Below are 19,951 nucleotides of genomic sequence, written 5' to 3' on the forward strand. Positions count from 1 at the left end.
GGCGCCAATCAAACAGATTCGAAGGAATCAGTTCTCACATGTCCCCCGATCGCACGGCGTCGCTGTCGCACTTCGCGTTCATGCCGCTTCCCAACTTCACGATGATCGCTTTCACCAACGCGATCGAAGTCCTGCGCATGGCGAACTATCTGACGGGACAGCCGCTGTATCGCTGGTCGATCGTCAGCCCGGACGGCGGTCCGGTCACCGCGAGCAATGGGCTGGCTGTCGATACCGGCCCGGTGGAATGCGTCGGGCAACCGGACATCGTCTTCGTGGTCGGCGGTATCGACGTGCAGCGTGCCACCACCCCCGAACATCTGTCCGCGCTGCGCCGCTTCGCGCGCACCGGCAGCGTGCTCGGCTCTCTCTGCACCGGCACTTACGCACTCGCCCGCGCCGGACTGCTCGCCGGCTATGCGTGCGCCATCCACTGGGAGAACATGTCGGCACTCAAGGAAGAGTTCCCCGACACGCGTTTTCTCAAGGAACTGTTCGTCATCGACCGGGACCGCGTCACTTGCACGGGCGGCGTTGCGCCGCTCGACATGATGCTCAACCTCATTGCCGCGCGGGTCGGCACGGCGCGCGTGACGCAGATTGCAGAGCAGTTCATCGTCGAACATGTGCGCGACACCAGCGCGCAGCAGCGCATGCCGCTGGTGGCGCGGCTCGGCTCGGCCAACAAGTCGCTCTTCGAAGTGATCTCGCTGATGGAGAACAACATCGAAGAGCCTTTGTCGCGGGAAGAACTGGCGCGGCTCGCCGGCATGTCGCAGCGCCAGCTGCAACGGCTGTTTCGCGAGCATCTCGGCATGACGCCGACGCACTACTATCTGACGCTGCGCCTGCGTCGCGCGCGCGAACTCCTGCTGCAGACCGACATGTCCATCATGCACATCACGATGGCGTGCGGCTTTCAATCAGCCTGCCATTTTTCGAAGAGCTATCGCGACGCGTTCGGCACCGCGCCGACCCGCGAGCGGCGCAAGCAGGTGCCGCCGCTTTCGTCGGTTTCGGCGATGGTCGCCTGAGCGTTCAAATACGCATGCGCAGGCGCGTTTCGCAGACCTCGCAGCCGCCCACCCGCTCGGTGCGGAATACGCCATCCAGCGTGAAGCCCAGCGCCTTGTAGAAGCGCAGGCCGCGCGCATTTTCCTCCAGCGCCCAGAGTGTTATCTGCCGATAGCCCTCGCTCGCGGCGGCGTTCACCGCCTCTTCGATCAGCATCCTGCCCGCGCCTTGCCGCCAATGCGGCGGGTCGATATAGACCGCCTCGATTTCAGCATCCGTGCGGTTCTTGTCGTAGTCACGCGAAGCGCCCCACGCGATCCAGCCAAGTGTCACGTCGTTGCGCTGCGCCAGCATCACGCGCGGCATGCCGCGCGCGATCAGTTCAGACCATAGCGCCTGGCGCCGCGGCACCGAAAGCGAGGCAAGGAATTCAGCGGGGAAGATGGACCGGTAAGCGACTTGCCACGCGTTGACGTGGATGCGCGCGATCTCCGCCGCGTCGGCAGCGAGCGCGAGGCGAACGGAGAGCGCGGTGCGGAGATAGTCGGCGGTCATACATCGAGTATGCCGCCGTTTCTGCAGGAAAGCTCGAACTGATACGGCCTTCTCAGGCCGCTTTCAGCAGCCCATGCGGATCGATGACGAATTTGCGCGGCGCACCACCGTCGAACTTGCGGTAGCCGTCTGGCGCGTCATCGAGCGTCACCACTGAAACGTTCACGATGTCCGCAATCGGCAGACGGTCCCACAGGATCGCCTGCATCAGGTTGCGGTTGTACTTCATCACCGGCGTCTGGCCCGTGTGGAACGAATGCGACTTCGCCCAGCCCAAGCCGAGGCGAATGCTCAGGCTGCCCTTTTTCGCGGCGGCATCGACGGCGCCCGGGTCGTCGGTGACATACAGGCCCGGAATGCCGATCGCGCCCGCTGCCTTGGTGATCTCCATCAGCGAGTTGAGCACCGTGGCCGGCGCTTCGTGTCCGCTGTCCGAGCCATGGCCATGCGCTTCGAAGCCGACGCAATCCACCGCGCAATCCACTTCCGGCTTGCCGAGCAGCTGTTCGATCTGCTCGCCGAGCGTCGCGTCCTTCGAGAGATCAATGGTCTCGAAGCCCATCTTGCGCGCATGCGCGAGACGCTCCTCGTTCATGTCGCCGACGATCGTGCAGGCCGCGCCGAGGATGCGCGCCGAGGCCGCCGCCGCCATGCCCACCGGACCCGCGCCCGCGATATACACCGTCGAACCCGGCCCGACGCCGGCCATCACGGCGCCGTGATAGCCCGTCGGCAGAATGTCGGAGAGACAGGTGAGGTCGCGGATCTTGGACATTGCCTGATCCTTGTCGGGAAACTTCAGCAGATTGAAGTCGGCATAGGGGACCATCACGTACTCGGCCTGTCCGCCGATCCAGCCGCCCATGTCCACGTAACCGTAAGCACCGCCCGCGCGCGACGGATTCACGTTCAGGCACACGCCCGTATGCTGCGCCTTGCAGGTCGGGCAGCGGCCGCAGGCCACATTGAACGGCACCGATACCAGGTCGCCGATGGCGAGCGTCTCGACGTCGCGGCCCACCTCGATCACTTCGCCCGTGATCTCGTGGCCGAGCACGAGGCCGACCGGGGCCGTTGTGCGGCCGCGCACCATGTGCTGATCCGAGCCGCAGATATTGGTGGTGACGACGCGCAGGATGACGCCGTGGCCGATGTCGCGGCCGCGTGGATCGACCATCTTCGGATAGTCGATGGATTGCACTTCGACCTTGCCCTGCCCCAGATAAACGACACCGCGATTGCTGCTCATTGATCGTCTCCATGTTTCGTGGACGGCTCGCGCGACGTCCGTGCATGCACCGTTGCGGTCCATCGCGCCCGTGCATCGAGGGTAGCGCCGCTCGCAGCCGCCGACTGTCACTCAATGCGACGCACGTTTGGCTGAATCCGACATCACGGTAGGGGAACGCCTGGTTCCGGTTTTTATTGATTGACCGTTCAAAATAAAAAACCTAACATCGGCGCACCACACTGACTGGAAACCTGTCATGCCCAAGCTCGGCATGCGCGAGATTCGCCGCGCGCAGTTGATCGACGCCACGTTGCAGACCATCGACCAGTCCGGTCTCGCGGGGGCCACACTGGCCTCCGTCGCGCAGCGCGCCAGCATCTCGACGGGCATCGTGAGCCACTATTTCGGCGACAAGGACGGGCTGCTCGAAGCCACCATGCGCCACGTGCTGCGTGCGCTGTGGCAAGGCACGGCGCGCCGTCGCAAGGCCGCGAAACCCGACCCGCGCTCGAAGTTGCGGGCCGTGGTCGCGGCGAATTTCGATGTCGAACAGGTGAACGGCCCGGTCATGAAAACGTGGCTGGCGTTCTGGTCGGAAAGCATGCACAAGGCCGAACTGAAGCGGCTGCAACACGTCAACACGCGGCGTCTGCATTCCAATCTGTGCGCGGACTTCTCCAGAGCCTTGCCGAAGCCCGCAGCACGGCGCGCGGCGACCGGCCTGGCCGCGCTGATCGACGGACTGTGGCTGCGCGGCGCGCTCGCCGGCGAGCCGTTCGACACCAAGGCGGCCCTGCGCCTGGCTTACGACTACATCGACCTCGTGCTGGACGCGCGCAGTTGAATCCACCCCATTTGAAGGAGCGCGATATGTCGGCTTTCGAAGAGCAACGGCTTTACATCGGCGGCGCCTATGTCGATGCAACGAGCGGCGAAACGTTCGACACGCTCGATCCCGCCAACGGCGAACTGCTCGCCCACGTGCAGCAGGCTTCGCAAGCGGATATCGACCGCGCGGTGCGCAGCGCGCACGAAGGTCAGCGCGAATGGGCCGCGCTGACCGCGATGCAGCGCTCGCGCATCCTGCGGCGCGCCGTCGATCTGCTGCGCGCCCGCAACGACGAACTCGCCGCGCTCGAAACGCGCGACACCGGCAAGCCCATTGCGGAGACGCGCGCCGTGGATATCGTCACGGGCGCGGATGTCATCGAGTATTACGCGGGATTGGCCACGGCCATCGAAGGCGGGCAGATTCCGTTGCGCGAGTCGTCGTTCGTCTATACGCGACGCGAGCCGCTCGGCGTGTGCGCGGGCATCGGCGCGTGGAACTATCCCATTCAGATCGCGTGCTGGAAGTCGGCGCCCGCGCTTGCAGCGGGCAACGCGATGATCTTCAAGCCGAGCGAAGTCACGCCGCTGAGCGCGTTGAAGCTCGCGGAGATCTATACCGAGGCAGGCGTGCCCGCGGGCGTCTTCAACGTCGTGCAGGGCGATGGGCGCGTCGGCGCGATGCTGGCGGAACATGCCGGTATCGAGAAGATTTCGTTCACGGGCGGCGTCGAGACGGGCAAGAAAGTCATGGCGCGCGCGGGGGGATCAACGCTCAAGGAAGTCACGATGGAACTGGGCGGCAAGTCGCCGCTCATCGTGTTCGACGACGCCCATCTCGAACGCGCGGCGGACATCGCGATGAGCGCCAACTTCTTCAGCTCGGGTCAGGTGTGTACGAACGGCACGCGTGTGTTCGTGCAGCGCGGCGTGATGGAAGCGTTCGAGGCATTGCTGCTGACGCGCGTGAAGCGCATCCGCATCGGCGCGCCTGATGATGCGAATACGAACTTTGGCCCGCTCGCCAGCGCGGCGCAATTGCAGAAGGTGCTGGGCTTCATCGAAAGCGGCAAGCGCGAGGGCGCGCGGCTCATCGCGGGCGGCGCACGGCTGACCGACGGTATCTTCGCGCAAGGACAGTACGTCCAGCCCACCGTGTTCGCCGATTGCCGCGACGACATGCGCATCGTGCGCGAGGAAATCTTCGGCCCGGTGCTCAGCCTCCTGGCCTTCGACGACGAAGACGAAGTGATCGCGCGTGCCAACGACACCGACTACGGTCTCGCCGCGGGCGTGGTGACGGAGAATCTGTCGCGCGCGCATCGCGTGATTCATCGGCTCCAGGCGGGTATCTGCTGGATCAACACCTGGGGCGAGTCGCCGGCGGAGATGCCGGTCGGCGGTTACAAGCAGTCGGGAATCGGCCGCGAGAACGGCATCGCGACGCTCAATGCCTACACGCGCATCAAGTCCGTGCAGGTGGAGCTCGGTCCCTATCAGCCCGTGTTTTAAGGAGCTTCACGATGAGCGCGAACGAATACGACTACATCGTCGTCGGCGCGGGATCGGCGGGCAACGTGCTCGCCTCGCGTCTCACCGAGGACGCGGACGTGACCGTGCTGCTGCTGGAAGCGGGCGGCCCGGATCATCGCTTCGACTTCCGCACGCAGATGCCCGCCGCACTGGCTTATCCGCTGCAAGGGCGGCGTTATAACTGGGCCTATGAAACCGAGCCCGAGCCGCACATGAACAACCGTCGCATGGAATGCGGTCGCGGCAAGGGCCTGGGCGGGTCGTCGCTCATCAACGGCATGTGTTATATCCGCGGCAACGCGCTCGACTACGACAACTGGGCCTCGATGCCCGGTCTCGACAACTGGAGCTATCTCGACTGCCTGCCCTATTTCCGCAAGGCGGAGACACGCGACATCGGGCCGAATGCGTATCACGGCGGCGACGGCCCCGTGCACGTGACGACGAGCAAGCCCGGCAACAACCCACTCTTTGCCGCGATGGTCGAAGCAGGCGTGCAGGCAGGCTATCCGCGCACCGAAGATCTCAACGGTTATCAGCAGGAAGGCTTCGGTCCGATGGACCGCACCGTGACCGCGAAGGGAAGGCGCGCCAGCACCGCGCGCGGCTATCTGGACCGCGCGAAACAGCGCGGCAATCTCACGATCGTCACGCATGCAACCACCGACCGCGTGCTGTTCTCGGGCAAGCGGGCGATCGGCGTCGCCTATCTGCATCGCGGCGAACGCGTGACCGCGCATGTGCGCCGCGAAGTGCTCGTGTGCAGCGGCGCCATTGCCTCGCCTCAGTTGCTGCAACGCTCGGGCGTCGGACGGCCCGACTGGCTGAAGCCACTGGACATTGCCGTGGTGCATGATCTGCCGGGCGTCGGCGAGAACCTTCAGGATCATCTCGAGATGTACATGCAGTACGAATGCAAGGAGCCCGTGTCGCTGTATCCGGCGTTGCACTGGTGGAACCAGCCGGCCATCGGGCTCGAATGGATGTTGAACGGCACGGGCATCGGCGCGAGCAACCAGTTCGAGGCGGGCGGCTTCATCCGCACGCGCGACGATGATCCATGGCCGAACATCCAGTATCACTTCCTGCCGGTCGCGATCAATTACAACGGCTCGAACCCGATCCGCATGCACGGGTTTCAGGCGCACGTCGGCTCGATGCGTTCTCCGAGCCGTGGCCGCGTGAAGCTCACGTCGCGCGACCCGCATGCGCATCCGGGCATCCTGTTCAATTACATGGCCGATACGCTCGACTGGCGCGAATTCCGCGATGCGATTCGCGTCACGCGCGAGATCATGCGCCAGCCCGCGCTCGAACGATACCGGGGCCGCGAACTGCATCCGTCCGACGACCTGAAGAGCGACGCAGAACTCGATGCCTTCGTGCGCGCCAAGGCGGAGACGGCGTATCACCCGTCATGCTCGTGCAAGATGGGCGACGACGACATGGCGGTCGTGGATGGAGAAGGCCGCGTGCATGGCATGCAGGGATTGCGGGTCGTGGATGCGTCGATCATGCCGCAGATCACGACCGGCAATCTCAATGCGCCGACCATCATGCTGGCGGAGAAGATCGCGGATCGCATCCGGGGCCTCGAGCCGCTGGCGCGGGTCGAGACGCCTTACTTCGTGGCAGGCGGGAAACGAGCGCGGGCCGTGCCGGCACTGGATCTGGCCGGCCATTGATCGAGCATGGTGAAGTTCGTCGTACTGCGGTACGACCGGGCACGATTCGCTGCGGTTTCTAATGGAATACGGCAAGGGCGGGCACGTCGCTTTTCCCGCCCGATAACTCGATACCCGAGAGTATTCCATGTCAGTGAGTTCAGTCGGCAGCCGGCCCACCGATACCGCATCGCCCGGCGAATCGTCGGATCCGAGCATGCCGGGGGCTCTTCAACGAGACCCGCCTCAGCCCGCTCCACAGCCAGCGAAACCGGACGATGCCGATGCACCGCATACGCCATCGATCCCGACTCAGCTCTCGGTCAACTCGCAGACCGACGCCGCCGCGCTCTCTTCCGATGCAGCGAAGCAGGACGTCACCGTCCTCCAGGGCGCCACCGCCGATGAACTCGACCGTCTCAACACAACCTACGACGCCAACGACATCTCGTCCACGCGTAACCAGGACAACGCCAGCAGCGCCCGCGAGCTCAACGACATCAACATGACGGGCCGGCCCGGCTACGCCAAGGCTTTCCAGAATCAGCTGCCCGGTCTTCAAGCGCAGATCGCCGACTTGCCCGACGACGCCGTGCGCGAGCAGAACCTCGCCCAGCTCTCGATGTTCAGTGTGGCGTTCGAGAATGCCGCCGAGCCCAGCCAGCGTGCCGCGATCGTCAAGCAGTTCGAGTCGTTCCGCCAGGCCATCTCCGACGAGCACGACGACACCCAGTCCGATCCCGTCAAGCATGCCGAGTCGATCTTCACGCAGCCCTTCGGCAGCGGCTATCTCGATGCCGAAGGCAAGCGCGGCGTCGAGCGCCTCGATAACCTGCGCGACAACTTCGAGCGCGCCACCACGCCCGGGGAGCGCGAAGCCGCCATGAACCAGGCCGCCGCGCTCAAGCGTGCTCTGCAATCGAAGATCGCTGACGGTATCGATGGCAAAGTCGACGCTGCAAGACTCGCCCGTCAGAAGACCTTTGGCGAAGTGATCGAGCGCCTGAAGGAGGCTTCCGGCATGACCATCTACGGCACGGGCGATGATTCTCCCAAGCGGCTGGAATACTTTGGCGCAATGCTGAACGACGAACAGCACGCCCTCGCCTTCACCGAACTGATGAGGATGAGTCCCGACGGCTTCAGCAAGCTCAGGCAGTGGGAGGACCGCACCCGCCACATGGACGCCGATGCAGAGCGCGCCGAGCAAGGCCATCTGTTCCACCGCTTCGAGTTGCCGCCTTTCTCCAGCTTCTCCGATGTCCTCAAGAACCCGCCCTTGCCCAACGATGACTATGGCAAGAACCTTCTCGCCGAGTATCAATGGGCACAACGCCGGCTGGTGGCCGCGGAACGACGCATCAACGTGCAAGGCAAGACCGACCTGGACCCGCCGCGCCGCGAGTACCTGACCGCCTACTCACCGCCCCCGCCGGAATGGCAGCAGGAACTCGACGAGGCCTTCTGCCGCCTGACCGTCGGCGCCATGCCCGTCGCGAACCTGTTCACCAATTCGATCTGTCCGCACAGCCATCTGAACGATACCGCTCGTACGTTCATCGATATCGGCGCAGGCGTACTCGGCACGGCGCTCGGCTACAAGATGCCCGAGGTGGACATTGCCGGTCCGGCGCTCAAGGGGGGAATGTCCAGGGCCGGCGCCCTGCTCGACATGCTGCGCAAGCCCAAAGCTATCGAGATGGCAGCCCCGGGCGCGGCAGAGATCGCGCAAGCGGCTTCATCTGCGAAGGCCCCGCCGCTCAGCCAACTCGACTCCGCCAGCGCACGTATCAACGGCCCGCAACCTCTACCCTCGTCCTACCGCTACGACACGCCGATCGCCCAGTCCACGCCGGGCACCACGCCCGGCGTCATGGTCGACCCGCGCGGCCAGCGCTTCATCTCGATGGACGGTCAAACTTATGCGGTCAAGTACGACAAGGACAACGGCACTTGGCGCGTCTTCGACCAAAGCAATCCGTGGCGGCCTTCGTTCCCGGTACGGCTCGACGAGCAGGGCCTGTGGGAGCCTCATTCCAGTACAGGCCTTGCAGGCGGTGTCCGCCCGCTTTCACCGGAAAGAGCCCAGGCCATCCTTGAAGATCTGATGAGCCATCCAGGCGATTCCTACACGGCGATTGCGCAACGACATGACGTTGCAACGATAACAGTGAGGCGAGTGGCGGACAGGAACAATGTAGTACGACTACCCCGTTCCTCACTCGATACGCGGTCGAGCGTAACGGCGCCCATTACGACACGGCAGAGGCAGATCATCGTCGACAATCTGAGAAGCCATCCCGGCGACACTTATCGCACGATCGCCGAACGACATGGTGTCGGGACGAGTTCAGTCGCAAATATCGCGAAAGAGCATGACATAAAGCGACATCCCTTCATCGATGCAGAGAAAGTGCAAGCCATCGTCGCGGACTTGAGGGATACAGGCGATTCCTACGCAGCCATTGGCCAGCAGCACGACGTCAGCGCCACGACGGCCCGGAAGATCGATCTGAGGTACCGCGTCAGGCAAGACAACCCCATCAAGCCGAGAACACCCACGACCAGACGCCAACCGCAGATCGATCCTGACGAACGGCGAGAGGAGCAAGCGATCGTCGAGTACCTGAGGAATCAGCCCACGCAGAATTACTCCACCGTTGCCGGTCACTTCAAGGTACCGGTTCTGCGAGTCTCAAGGCTCGCGCGCAGTAACGCGCTGGAAAGAAGAATCAACCCGCGCCTTTCCTGGGACAAGGTCGAGTCCGCATATCGCTACGTCACGCAGCATGCGAACGACAGGACTGAGTCCATCGCGAGAGAACTGGGGGTCTCCTGGTCCACTGCCGCGAGAGTACGGCGAAACATGCTGAAGGATAGGGAGATGCAAGCAGGACCCGTCATCACGCGCGCGGAAACGAAGAGCAACGTCATTCGGGATCTCAGCGAAACATCCCTGACAGATCATGAAATCGCTCAGCGAAACGGAACGACAGTGAGAGAAGTACGGATGATTTCAAGGACATTCGGCTTGCGCGGCGACACGCCAATCCCGGCAGCCACCACCTCTGCCGCGTTGCCCCAGGCGCCCGCTCAGGGCGAGCCTGTCGCAGGAAGTTCCCGCGCATTCTCACCGTCACATCTCTCCGAAGCCGACACAGCACAAATCGAACGTTTGATGGAATCCTGGCTGAAGCCGGAGCACATGGCGAGCATGCTCGATCTCGACGTGAACGTCGTCACAGACTATGTTCGACAGATCGCGCCGGACTACGCAGCCACCGGCTACTTCCCGTATAACCGCCCGTCAGTCTCGCAGGCATTGCCGGTCGAGCCTGCTTCGCGAACGTCATCGCCGTCGTCGTTGCTGTCGCCCTTGCCCATTCCTTCATTGAGTCACGAAGACCAGGCGATCGTTCGCATGCTGATGGGGGAGGGTTATCGCCTGACGCCACAGGCAATCGCGAACTGGATCGAGCAGCCGCTCAATGTAGTCGAACCCTACATCCGCTCCATCGACCCGTCCTATCCGCATCCCAGTGCATAGACGACGAAGCCGCATCACACATCGAAGCGTGCCCGCGCTGTCGCGGCAATGCGCATCAACGCGTCCACGCTGAGCCGCGCCGCGATCGCCTTCACATAGTCGTGATGCCGGCTTTGCAGCGGCGCATCGAGATATTGCGCATGGAGGTAGCGAATCAGCGCGATGCGCCGATGCTTCAGCGCAATGCTGCGGTCGAGCAGCGCGAGCGCCGCGTCCGCATCGTGCTTCTTGAAGGCACGGGCGGACAGCTGTGCAGCGGCGTCGCGTGACGGATTCATCGCGCCAGAGCGTGACCTGCGGCGGTACGCAGCTGCCACGCGTCATGGTCCGCGCGGCGCCAGTCCAGTTCCAGCCCGAGGCGCTTCGTGCCGGGGCGGATCTTCGGCTTGTGCAGCGTAAGTGTCAGGGCGTCGAGCGCGGGCCATTCATCGAACGAGAGCGCGGCAATCTCCACGGCCAGCGTTTCGAGCAGGCGCGTGTGCGGCTTCGTTTCGAGAAACGCGCTCACGCGATTGCACCACGCTTCGTAGTCGATGAGGCCAGCGTCCGATTCATCCGGCATCGCGCGGTAATGCAGGCTCGCATCGATGCAGACGGGCTGCGGCCCTTCATGCTCATGCTCGTAGAGACCGACGCGCGTCTGCACGATCAACTCGTCGACCACGACGCGCCAGCCTCGCCCGCCCATCTCCAGCGGCTCGAACGGCTTCATGAAAGCAGCGGCTCGGCGGCGTCGAGCATGATCTTCACGAAGTAGTCCGCGAAGCTGCGGCGCACGATCAGTTCGAAGCGGTCGCCGCCCAGCGGCACCAGCGTCAGCGACGCCTTGAAGAAGTGACTCTGCGCGCACTGGCCTTCGCCGAACAGCTTCGGATGCAGATCGAGCGGACAGCCGCGCGACAGCAACTCGCGCGTCTTCGGGCCATCGATATCGAGCACCGTGTAACCGCTGCCGATATCCACCGCCGCCGAGAACTGGCCGACGAACGCTTCACGCAGCTTCGCTTCGAGCGGCGCGGGACGCGAGGCGTCGTGAGCGGCGTCGGAATGCACGAGCCATTCGTCGGGACCGAGCCACAGCATCGTGTACCCATTGCCGCGCGCGACGGTATTCGGCTTCTCGGGCGGCGTACAGCCGAGCACGTTCTGAACGGCGCTGACGAAACTCGCGTCACGCGTATCGCCACGCACGTTCACGAGTTCGAGGAACGGCCGCTCGGTGAGGCGGAAGGCTTTCGGCGAGCCGCCCTGATGCGCCTTGAGAAGCGCGTCGGCGCCGACGAGCGGGGATTCCTGCCAGGTCCCGCTCAGTCCCTGTGCGCCGATGGCACGATCGACGACCGCGGCGCCCGTTTTGATCTCATTCAACATGCTGACGTGCTCCTTCGCTGTCGTAGAACACCGAACTGGTGATTTTTGCCTTCACTTGCTTGCCGCTTGCGAGCGGGATCAGGACCGATTCGCCCATCTTGTCGAGACCGCCCTTCACGACGGCCAGCGCGATCGAACGCTTCAGGATCGGGCTGTAGTAGCTCGAGGTCACATGGCCGAGCATCGGCGCGGTGTCGCCCTGGAACGGGCCTGCCACGATCTGCGCGCCTTCCGGCAGCACGTATTGCGGATCGTCGGTCAGGAGGCCGACGAACTGCTTGCGCCCCTGCTTCGACGTGTCCGAACGCGTCAGCGAACGCTTGCCGATGAAGTCCTTCGACTTCGCGACCAGTCCGCCCATGCCGAGGTCGTAAGGCGTCATCGAGCCGTCCGTGTCCTGGCCGACGATGATGTAGCCCTTCTCCGCGCGCAGCACGTGCATGGTTTCCGTGCCGTACGGCGTGATGTCGAACTCGGCGCCCGCTTCCATCAGCGCTTCCCACACCGCGCGTCCGACGTTCGCCGGCACGTTGATTTCATAGGCGAGTTCGCCCGAGAAGCTGATGCGCATGATGCGCGCCGCCGCGCCCGCCACCGTGCCGTCGCGATAGCTCATGAACGGGAACGCCGCGTTCGCGAAGTCCACGTCGTGACAGACCTTCTGCAGCACCTTGCGGCTGTTCGGCCCGACGACCGCGAAGGTCGCCCAATGGTCCGTCACCGACGCGAGCCGCACGCGCATGTCGGGCCATTCGGTCTGCAGCCAGCGCTCGAGCCACGTCAGCACGCGCGCGGCGCCGCCGGTGGTGGTCGTCATCATGTAGTGCTGTTCGCCGAGGCGCACGGTGACGCCGTCGTCGAAGATCATGCCGTTTTCGTCGAGCATCAGGCCATAGCGGCACTTGCCCACTTCGAGCTTGCTCCACGGATTCGTGTACATCCAGTTGAGCAGCTTCGCGGCATCCGGTCCTTGAATGTCGATCTTGCCGAGCGTCGATGCATCGAGGATGCCCACGCTTTCACGCGTCGCAAGCGACTCGCGCGCCACGGCCGCATGCATGTCTTCGCCCGCCTTCGGGTAGTACCACGGACGCTTCCAGTTGCCGACATCCTCGAACATCGCGCCATTTTCGACGTGCCACTCGTGAATGGCGGTCTTGCGCACCGGATCGAGAAACTCGCCCAGCTCGCGGCCCGCGAACGTGCCGAAGGTCACGGGCGTGTAGTTCGGGCGGAAGGTCGTCGTGCCGGTTTCGGGAATGGTCTTGTTCAGCGCCTGCGCGAGAATCGCCATGCCGTTGATGTTGCCGAGCTTGCCCTGGTCGGTGCCGAAACCCATCGCCGTATAGCGCTTTACGTGCTCGACGGACTCGAAGCCTTCGCGCGCGGCGAGATAGATGTCCGCCGCCGACACGTCGTTCTGGTAATCGACGAACTGCTTCGGGCCGCGCGTTGCCAGCTCCCGGTTGCCGACGATCCACAGCGGCAACATCGGCGCCTCGACGATCTCGGCCACTTGCACCGGCTGCGGCTTCGCGACGATATGCCCTGCTGCACGCGCGGCATCCGCACCCGCTTCGACGCCGAAGCGAAGGCCGCGCGCCAGCGAGAACTCGCCCGCACATGCACCGACACTGCTCTCCGCCTGCATCGCCTTGCCCGGCACGAAGCACGCTTTCTCGTCATGCCAGTGCGCCTTGCCGCCCGACTGCGCGAACAGGTGCAGCACCGGACTCCAGCCGCCCGACATGGCGACCAGATCGCATGACAGGTCTTCCTGCTTTTGCCCCACTTGGCCGTTCGCATAGGCCGCGACTTCCACCGACGCGACGCGCAGCTTGCCGCGCGCGGCGGTGATCACCGCATTGTTCATCACGCGGATGCCTTGACGGCGTGCAGCCGCCGGCAGCGTGCCCTTCGATTCGGCCGCGCGCGGATCCACCACGGTCACGGAAGCGCCAGCTGTTTTCAGGTCGAGTGCGCACTGATACGCGTCGTCGTTATTGGCGAACACCACTGCATTGCGTCCCGGCAGCACCGCATAGCGATGCAGATACGTCGACACCGCCGACGCCAGCATGATGCCCGGCAAATCGTTGTTGCCGAACACGATCGGACGCTCGTGCGCGCCGGTCGCGAGAACCACGCGCTTCGCGCGGACCTTCCACATCAGTTCGCGCGTGCCCTTGCGGGTCGAGACCGGCAGATGCTCGGTCAGACGCTGCGTGATCGTGACGAGGTTGTGATCCTGATAACCGAACGCCGTGCTGCGCGACAGGATCTTCACGTCGGGCATGCGGCGCAGTTCGGCTTCGACCTTCTGCACCCATTGCAACGCGGGCTTGCCGTCGATTTCCGCGCGGCACGACAGCAGCGAGCCGCCGAGTTCGCGCTGGTCGTCGACCAGGATCACGCGCGCGCCGGAAAGACCCGCCGCATGCGCCGCTGCCAGACCCGACGGTCCGCCGCCGACCACGAGCACGTCGCAATGCGCGAAGCACTTGTCGTAGCGGTCGGCATCGAGATGCTTCGGCGCTTCGCCGAGACCCGCTGCGTCGCGAATCACTTCTTCGTACTTCGGCCAGAACTTGCGCGGCCACATGAAGGTCTTGTAGTAGAAGCCCGCCGGAATGAAGCGCGCGATCTTCTGATTGACCGCCATGCGGTCGTTCTCGATGTTCGGCTTCGCATTCACGCTCTTGGCGACGAGCCCCTGATACAGCTCGACTTCAGTGGCGCGCGCATTGGGCACGGTGTACGCGCCGGTTTCGAGCTGCACGACGGCATTCGGCTCTTCCACGCCCGCCGTGATGATGCCGCGCGGACGGTGGTACTTCCAGCTGCGTGCGACGAAGCGTTCGCCGCTGGCGAGCAGCGCGGAGGCGAGCGTGTCGCCTTCGTAGCCCTGGTAGGTCTTGCCGTTGAACGTGAAGGTCAGCGTAATGGCGCGGTTGATGCGCCCGCCCAGGCCGAGTCGGTCTTTCTGGCTCATTTCGACTGTGCTCCGTTGTCATTCATCACAGCCAGCGGACGGTCGAACGTCTCGTAGCCCTGAATCTCGTAGGAAACCGTATCGCGCTGCACCTTGAACCAGCGGCGGCAACCTTGCGCGTGCATCCATTGCTCGCGCGCCGTGCCGCGCGGGTTCTTGCGCATGAATAGGTAATCGCCCCATTCGCGGTCGGTGAGCTTTTCCGTGTCGAGCGGACGCGCGATGTCTGCCTCGCCGCCGCAGGAGAATTCGGTTTCGGCGCGTGGCCCGCACCAGGGGCATTCGATCAGCAACATGATTTCTTCCTTAGTGTGCGGGTTAGTGAGCCACGGCAGCCGCGCCGTGTTCGTCGATCAGATGGCCGGTATAGAAACGGTCCAGCGAGAAGGCCGCGTTCAACGCGTGCGGTTCGTCGCGCGCGATGGTGTGCGCATACGCCCAGCCCGAGCCCGGCGTCGCCTTGAAGCCGCCCGTGCCCCAGCCGCAGTTGAAGTACAGGCCCTTGACGTCGGTCTTGGAGATGATCGGGCAGGCGTCCGGCGAGACATCGACGATGCCGCCCCACTGGCGGTTCATGCGCACGCGCGAGAACACCGGGAACATCTCGACGATCGCCTCCAGCGTGCCCTCGATGATGTGGAAACTGCCGCGCTGCCCGAAGCCCGTGTACTGGTCCACGCCCGCGCCGATCACGAGATCGCCCTTGTCGGACTGGCTGATGTACGCGTGCACCGCGTTCGACATCACCACCGTATTCACGACCGGCTTGATCGGCTCGGACACGAGCGCCTGCAACGGATGGCTTTCGAGCGGCAGGCGCACGCCGGCCATGTCGGCGAGGTTCGTCGTGTTGCCCGCCGCGACCACCGCGACCTTCTTCGCCTTGATGAAGCCCTTGGTCGTATCGACGCCCGTGACCTGGTTGCCTTCACGGCGAATGCCGACGACCTGGCAGTTCTGGATGATGTCCACGCCCGCGCGATCCGCGCCGCGCGCGAAGCCCCACGCCACGGCATCGTGACGCGCGACGCCGCCGCGCCGTTGAATGGACGCGCCCAGCACCGGGTAACGGCTGTTGAGGTTGATGGTCGGCTCGATTTCCTTGATCTGCTGCGGCGTGAGGAACTCGGCATCGACGCCGTTGAGGCGGTTCGCGTTCACGCGGCGTTCGGTGTCGCGCACGTCCTGCAGCGTATGCGCGAGATTCATCACGCCGCGCTGCGAGAACATCACGTTGTAGTTGAGGTCCTGCGAGAGGCCTTCCCACAGCTTCATCGCCTTTTCGTAGAGCGCGGCGGATTCGTCCCACAGATAGTTGGAACGCACGATGGTCGTGTTGCGCGCCGTATTGCCGCCGCCGATCCAGCCCTTCTCGAGAATCGCGACATTCGTGATGCCGTGTTCCTTCGCGAGGTAATACGCGGTCGCGAGACCATGGCCGCCGCCGCCGACGATCACCACGTCGTATTCGCGCTTCGGCTCCGGACTTCTCCACTGGCGTTCCCAGTTCTCGTGATACGACATGCCGTTGCGCAGCAGGCTGAATATCGAGTAGCGGCTCATGGTGTTTCCTTCTTCGTGCAGGGTGTTATGCGTTGAATCAGAATCAGCATTCGATGACGTTCACGGCGAGACCACCGCGCGACGTCTCCTTGTATTTCGTCTTCATGTCGGCGCCGGTTTCGCGCATCGTCTTGATGACCGAGTCGAGCGACACGTAGTGCGTGCCGTCACCTTTCATCGCCATGCGTGCGGCATTGAGTGCCTTGATCGCGCCCATCGCGTTGCGTTCGATGCACGGAATCTGCACGAGCCCGCCGACCGGATCGCAGGTCATGCCGAGGTTGTGTTCCATGCCGATCTCGGCAGCGTTCTCGACCTGCGCGGGCGTGCCGCCCATGACTGCGGCGAGTGCGGCGGCGGCCATCGAGCAGGCGACGCCGACTTCGCCCTGGCAGCCGACTTCGGCGCCGGAAATCGATGCCGTTTCCTTGTAGATGATGCCGATGGCCGCGGCCGTCAGCAGGAAGCGCACGATGCCTTCGTCGTTCGCGCCGTGCATGAACTTCACGTAGTAGTGCAGCACGGCGGGAATCACGCCGGCGGCGCCGTTGGTCGGCGCGGTGACGACGCGGCCGCCCGCGGCGTTTTCCTCGTTCACGGCCATTGCGTAGAGATTGACCCAGTCGAGCATCGAGAGCGGATCGCGCAGCGACTCTTCGGAGCGCGAGCGCAGCGACGCGGACAGATCCGCCGCGCGACGCTTCACGTGCATCGGACCGGGCAGCTCGCCGCGCTCCTTGCAGCCGCGCTCGACGCAGGCGGCCATCACGCGCCACACGGCCAGCATGCCTTCGCGCACTTCGGCTTCGCTGCGGCTCGCGCATTCGTTCCGCATCGTCACTTCGGCGATGGAGAGACCGGTTTCGCGGCACACGCGCATGAGGTCCTCACCGGTACGGAACGGATGCGGCACCGTGCCGCCCGCGCGCACGCCGTTGACGCGATCGCCCTCGCGATTCACGACGAAGCCGCCGCCGACCGAGTAATACTCCTTCTCGACCAGCAACTGGCCGTTGTCGTCGAACGCCTGGAAGCGCATGCCGTTCGGATGCACGATGCTCGAACCCGGCGCGCCCGGCATCAGCTTGCGATAGAAGCCGATGTGCTCGCGCTCTTCGAACATGACTTCGTGCTTGCCGAGCAGCATCAGGCGCTTGCTCTTGCGGATGGCGTCCAGACGCGGTGCGATCAGGTCGGGATCGATCAGATCGGGCAGATTGCCTTCGAGGCCGAGCAGCACGGCCTTGTCGGTGCCGTGGCCCTTGCCGGTCGCGCCGAGCGAACCGAACAGCTCGACGCGCACTCGCGTGACGAAGGCGAGCAGATTGGCGTCCTCGATGTGGGACGCGAACCGGCACGCCGCGATCATCGGTCCGACGGTATGCGAGCTCGACGGTCCGATGCCGATCTTGAACAGATCGAAGACGCTGACGTTCATGAGCGAGTCCCTTTGCTTGGGTTTGACTGGGCGCGGCGCGGTGGGCGCGTGCGTGGTTTCGGTATGGCGCTCATTGCACCAAACCGCAAAAAGACTCGATAGAACAAAAACGCCGTCGAAATGGGATGGCGGCGTCAGCGCGCGGTCCGGCGTGCGCGCCTCGGTGTTATCCCTAGGTTTCTGAAGCGGCCGACGCGTTTTCTGACGCGGGTGCCGAACGCCGCGCGCGAGTGATATGCTCGCCGGATAACTTCGAGCCGCCGCACGTCACGCGCATGAACCCCGCAGAGTCCCTTCCACCGCTGTCCATCGACGGTCAATCGAAATCGCGCATCCGCTTCGGCATCATCCTGCTGCCGAACTTCACGCTGACCGCGTTTTCCGGTTTCGTCGACCTGTTGCGCCTGTCCGCCGACGAAGGCGACTTCAGCCGCCCCGTGCGCTGCTCCTGGAGCGTGATCGGCGAGACGCTTGCGCCGGTCCGCGCAAGCTGCGGCATCCAGATCACGCCGTGGGAAACCTATGAGCAAGCCGAGCCGTTCGACTACGTAGTCGTAGTCGGCGGCCTGCTGCATTCCGGTCCCGCGACGAGCGATGCCACCTTGCAGTTCATTCGACGCGCGGCCGCGGCGGACGCGACCATCGTCGGCATGTGTACGGGCGTCTTCTCGATGATGCGCGCCGGCGTGCTCGAGGGACACCGCATCTGCGTGAGCTGGTTTCACTACTGGGACTTCGTCGAGCGCTTTCCGCATGCGGATGAGCAGGCGCTGGTTGCGGACCGTCTGTTCGTGATCGACCGGCGGCGCATCACGTGCTCGGGCGGGCGCGCGTCCATCGACGTGGCCGCGGCCATTCTGCTGCGCCACTTCGAGACCGCGACGGTGCAGAAGGCGTTGCGCATCCTGCTCGTCGACGACATGCAGAAAGGCAACGCGCCGCAGCCGCATCCGCCCGGTCTCGCGCCGGCGACGCATCCGAAAGTCAAACGTGCGATCCTGCTGATGGAGCAGCATGTCGGGCGGTCGCTGACGCTCGATGAGCTGGCCCACAAGCTCGACATGTCGACGCGTCAGCTCGAGCGCCTCTTCAAGGCGGAGACGGGCAAGGCGCCGCAAGCGTATGCGAAGCAGGTGCGGCTGCGTACGGCGGCATGGCTGTTGACGAGTTCGGACAAGACGGTGGCGGATATTGCGTCGAGCTGCGGCTTCTCGGATGCCTCGCATCTCGGCCGCGAGTTCCGCAAGCAGTTCGGCGTGCCGCCGATGATGTATCGCGAACAAGGCGGTGCGCAGGACGCGCAGGCCGCCGAGCAATCGATGGACTACGACGAGACTTTTCCGGGCCGCGCCCAGGCGCTATAGAGCGTCTTCAGAGCACTTTGTTCACGTTTTCCGCGGCTCATCACACCAAGGAGGAACGGCATGGCGACTCACGGATACTCGCAGGAAGAATGGCAGGTACGTTGCGATCTTGCGGCGCTCTATCGCGTAATCGGGCATTTTCGCTGGACCGACATGATCTTCACGCACATTAGTGCGCGCGTGCCGGGATCGGACCATCACTTTCTGATCAACCGCTATGGCGTGCTGTTCGACGAGATGCGGGCGTCGGATCTGGTGCGCATCGACAGCGAAGGACGGCCGGTTGAACCCGGCGCCCGCGACGACCCGGAGCGTTATCGCGTGAATCCGGCGGGTTTTACGATTCATTCGGCGATTCACATGGCGCGTCACGATGTGGCGTGCGTCGTGCATACGCATACGGCGGCGGGCGCGGGGGTCTCGGCTCAGAAGCGCGGGCTGTTGCCCATTAGTCAGCATGCGCTGAAGTATTACGGGCATCTGGCTTATCACGATTATGAAGGGATTGCGCTCGATCTGGCCGAGCGGGATCGGTTGGTGAACGATCTCGGTTCGCATAACGCGATGATTCTGCGTAATCATGGGTTGTTGACCTGCGGGAAGTCGATTCCGGAGGCGTTTCAGGAAATGTATTTTCTTGAACGGGCTTGTGAGATTCAGTTGCGGGCGCTGGTGGGAGGCGGGGAATTGAACTGGCCTTCGGAGAAGGTGTGCGAGGTGACGGCTTCGCAATATCGACGGGATGAGTCGGAGGGGATTACGCGCATGCAGTGGGAAGCGGCGTTGAGGATGATTGAAGGTGGGGCGAGGACGGATTATCGGAGTTAGGGTGGTTTGGTGATTGCTGACTG

General features: G+C 64.1%; 16 protein-coding genes. 7 read left to right on the forward strand and 9 right to left on the reverse strand.

What is annotated here, in order from left to right:
* The first annotated feature begins 38 nt into the window (after positions 1-38).
* On the forward strand, positions 39-1,034 hold the full coding sequence (locus tag QCE88_RS31690) for a GlxA family transcriptional regulator (protein ID WP_309909199.1): 996 nt from the start codon (positions 39-41) through the stop codon (positions 1,032-1,034).
* Positions 1,035-1,038: 4 nt separating this feature from the next.
* Here QCE88_RS31690 and QCE88_RS31695 read toward each other — a convergent pair whose 3' ends face one another.
* Together QCE88_RS31695 and fdhA are read right to left on the reverse strand one after the other, a co-directional pair.
* Positions 1,039-1,569 (reverse strand): GNAT family N-acetyltransferase, encoded by a 531-nt coding sequence (locus QCE88_RS31695; RefSeq protein ID WP_309909200.1) that lies wholly within the window; start codon positions 1,567-1,569, stop codon positions 1,039-1,041.
* Positions 1,570-1,621: 52 nt separating this feature from the next.
* A complete protein-coding gene (fdhA, locus tag QCE88_RS31700) occupies positions 1,622-2,818 on the reverse strand; it encodes a formaldehyde dehydrogenase, glutathione-independent (RefSeq protein ID WP_309909201.1) in 1,197 nt (398 codons plus the stop codon).
* Between the two features lie 238 nt (positions 2,819-3,056).
* Here fdhA and betI point away from each other — a divergent pair, with 238 nt between their 5' ends.
* The 4 genes from betI to QCE88_RS31720 all read left to right on the forward strand — a co-directional run bounded on the left by betI (position 3,057) and on the right by QCE88_RS31720 (position 10,372).
* Positions 3,057-3,644: a transcriptional regulator BetI gene (betI, locus tag QCE88_RS31705; protein ID WP_309909202.1), complete on the forward strand. Its 588-nt coding sequence runs from the start codon at positions 3,057-3,059 to the stop codon at positions 3,642-3,644.
* A 26-nt stretch (positions 3,645-3,670) separates the two neighbouring features.
* Complete coding sequence (betB, locus tag QCE88_RS31710) at positions 3,671-5,140, forward strand: betaine-aldehyde dehydrogenase (RefSeq protein WP_309909203.1); 1,470 nt, start codon at positions 3,671-3,673, stop codon at positions 5,138-5,140.
* Positions 5,141-5,151: 11 nt separating this feature from the next.
* Positions 5,152-6,846 carry a choline dehydrogenase gene (gene betA / locus QCE88_RS31715; protein ID WP_309909204.1) on the forward strand — a complete coding sequence of 565 codons (1,695 nt, stop codon included), beginning with the start codon at positions 5,152-5,154 and terminating at the stop codon, positions 6,844-6,846.
* Positions 6,847-6,973: 127 nt separating this feature from the next.
* On the forward strand, positions 6,974-10,372 hold the full coding sequence (locus QCE88_RS31720) for a hypothetical protein (protein WP_309909206.1): 3,399 nt from the start codon (positions 6,974-6,976) through the stop codon (positions 10,370-10,372).
* Positions 10,373-10,386: 14 nt separating this feature from the next.
* Here QCE88_RS31720 and QCE88_RS31725 read toward each other — a convergent pair whose 3' ends face one another.
* From QCE88_RS31725 to QCE88_RS31755, 7 genes are read right to left on the reverse strand one after another with little or no spacing between them, the layout of a single operon-like run.
* On the reverse strand, positions 10,387-10,650 hold the full coding sequence (locus tag QCE88_RS31725) for a hypothetical protein (RefSeq protein WP_309909207.1): 264 nt from the start codon (positions 10,648-10,650) through the stop codon (positions 10,387-10,389).
* Complete coding sequence (locus tag QCE88_RS31730) at positions 10,647-11,084, reverse strand: dihydroneopterin aldolase (protein WP_309909208.1); 438 nt, start codon at positions 11,082-11,084, stop codon at positions 10,647-10,649. Before QCE88_RS31730 ends, QCE88_RS31725 begins: the two co-directional genes overlap by 4 nt.
* Positions 11,081-11,743, reverse strand: coding sequence for a sarcosine oxidase subunit gamma (locus tag QCE88_RS31735; protein WP_309909210.1), 663 nt, complete (start codon positions 11,741-11,743; stop codon positions 11,081-11,083). The genes QCE88_RS31730 and QCE88_RS31735 overlap by 4 nt, the downstream gene beginning before the upstream one ends.
* Positions 11,733-14,735: a sarcosine oxidase subunit alpha family protein gene (locus tag QCE88_RS31740; protein WP_309909212.1), complete on the reverse strand. Its 3,003-nt coding sequence runs from the start codon at positions 14,733-14,735 to the stop codon at positions 11,733-11,735. Before QCE88_RS31740 ends, QCE88_RS31735 begins: the two co-directional genes overlap by 11 nt.
* Entirely contained in the window at positions 14,732-15,031 is a 300-nt protein-coding gene (locus QCE88_RS31745; protein ID WP_309818931.1) for a sarcosine oxidase subunit delta, read from the reverse strand. The genes QCE88_RS31740 and QCE88_RS31745 overlap by 4 nt, the downstream gene beginning before the upstream one ends.
* 22 nt (positions 15,032-15,053) lie before the next feature.
* Positions 15,054-16,298, reverse strand: a complete 1,245-nt coding sequence (locus tag QCE88_RS31750; RefSeq protein WP_309909214.1) for a sarcosine oxidase subunit beta family protein — start codon at positions 16,296-16,298, stop codon at positions 15,054-15,056.
* 43 nt (positions 16,299-16,341) lie between these two features.
* Positions 16,342-17,736, reverse strand: a complete 1,395-nt coding sequence (locus QCE88_RS31755; protein WP_309909216.1) for an L-serine ammonia-lyase — start codon at positions 17,734-17,736, stop codon at positions 16,342-16,344.
* A 275-nt stretch (positions 17,737-18,011) separates the two neighbouring features.
* On the opposite strand from QCE88_RS31755, the gene QCE88_RS31760 reads away from it, so the two are divergent.
* Both QCE88_RS31760 and QCE88_RS31765 read left to right on the forward strand, forming a co-directional pair.
* Positions 18,012-19,100, forward strand: coding sequence for a GlxA family transcriptional regulator (locus tag QCE88_RS31760; RefSeq protein ID WP_309909218.1), 1,089 nt, complete (start codon positions 18,012-18,014; stop codon positions 19,098-19,100).
* Positions 19,101-19,160: 60 nt separating this feature from the next.
* Entirely contained in the window at positions 19,161-19,928 is a 768-nt protein-coding gene (locus tag QCE88_RS31765; protein WP_309909220.1) for a class II aldolase/adducin family protein, read from the forward strand.
* The last annotated feature ends 23 nt before the right edge of the window (positions 19,929-19,951 follow it).

Source organism: Caballeronia sp. LZ035, from assembly GCF_031451175.1.
In the GTDB taxonomy this organism is placed as follows: Bacteria; Pseudomonadota; Gammaproteobacteria; order Burkholderiales; family Burkholderiaceae; genus Caballeronia.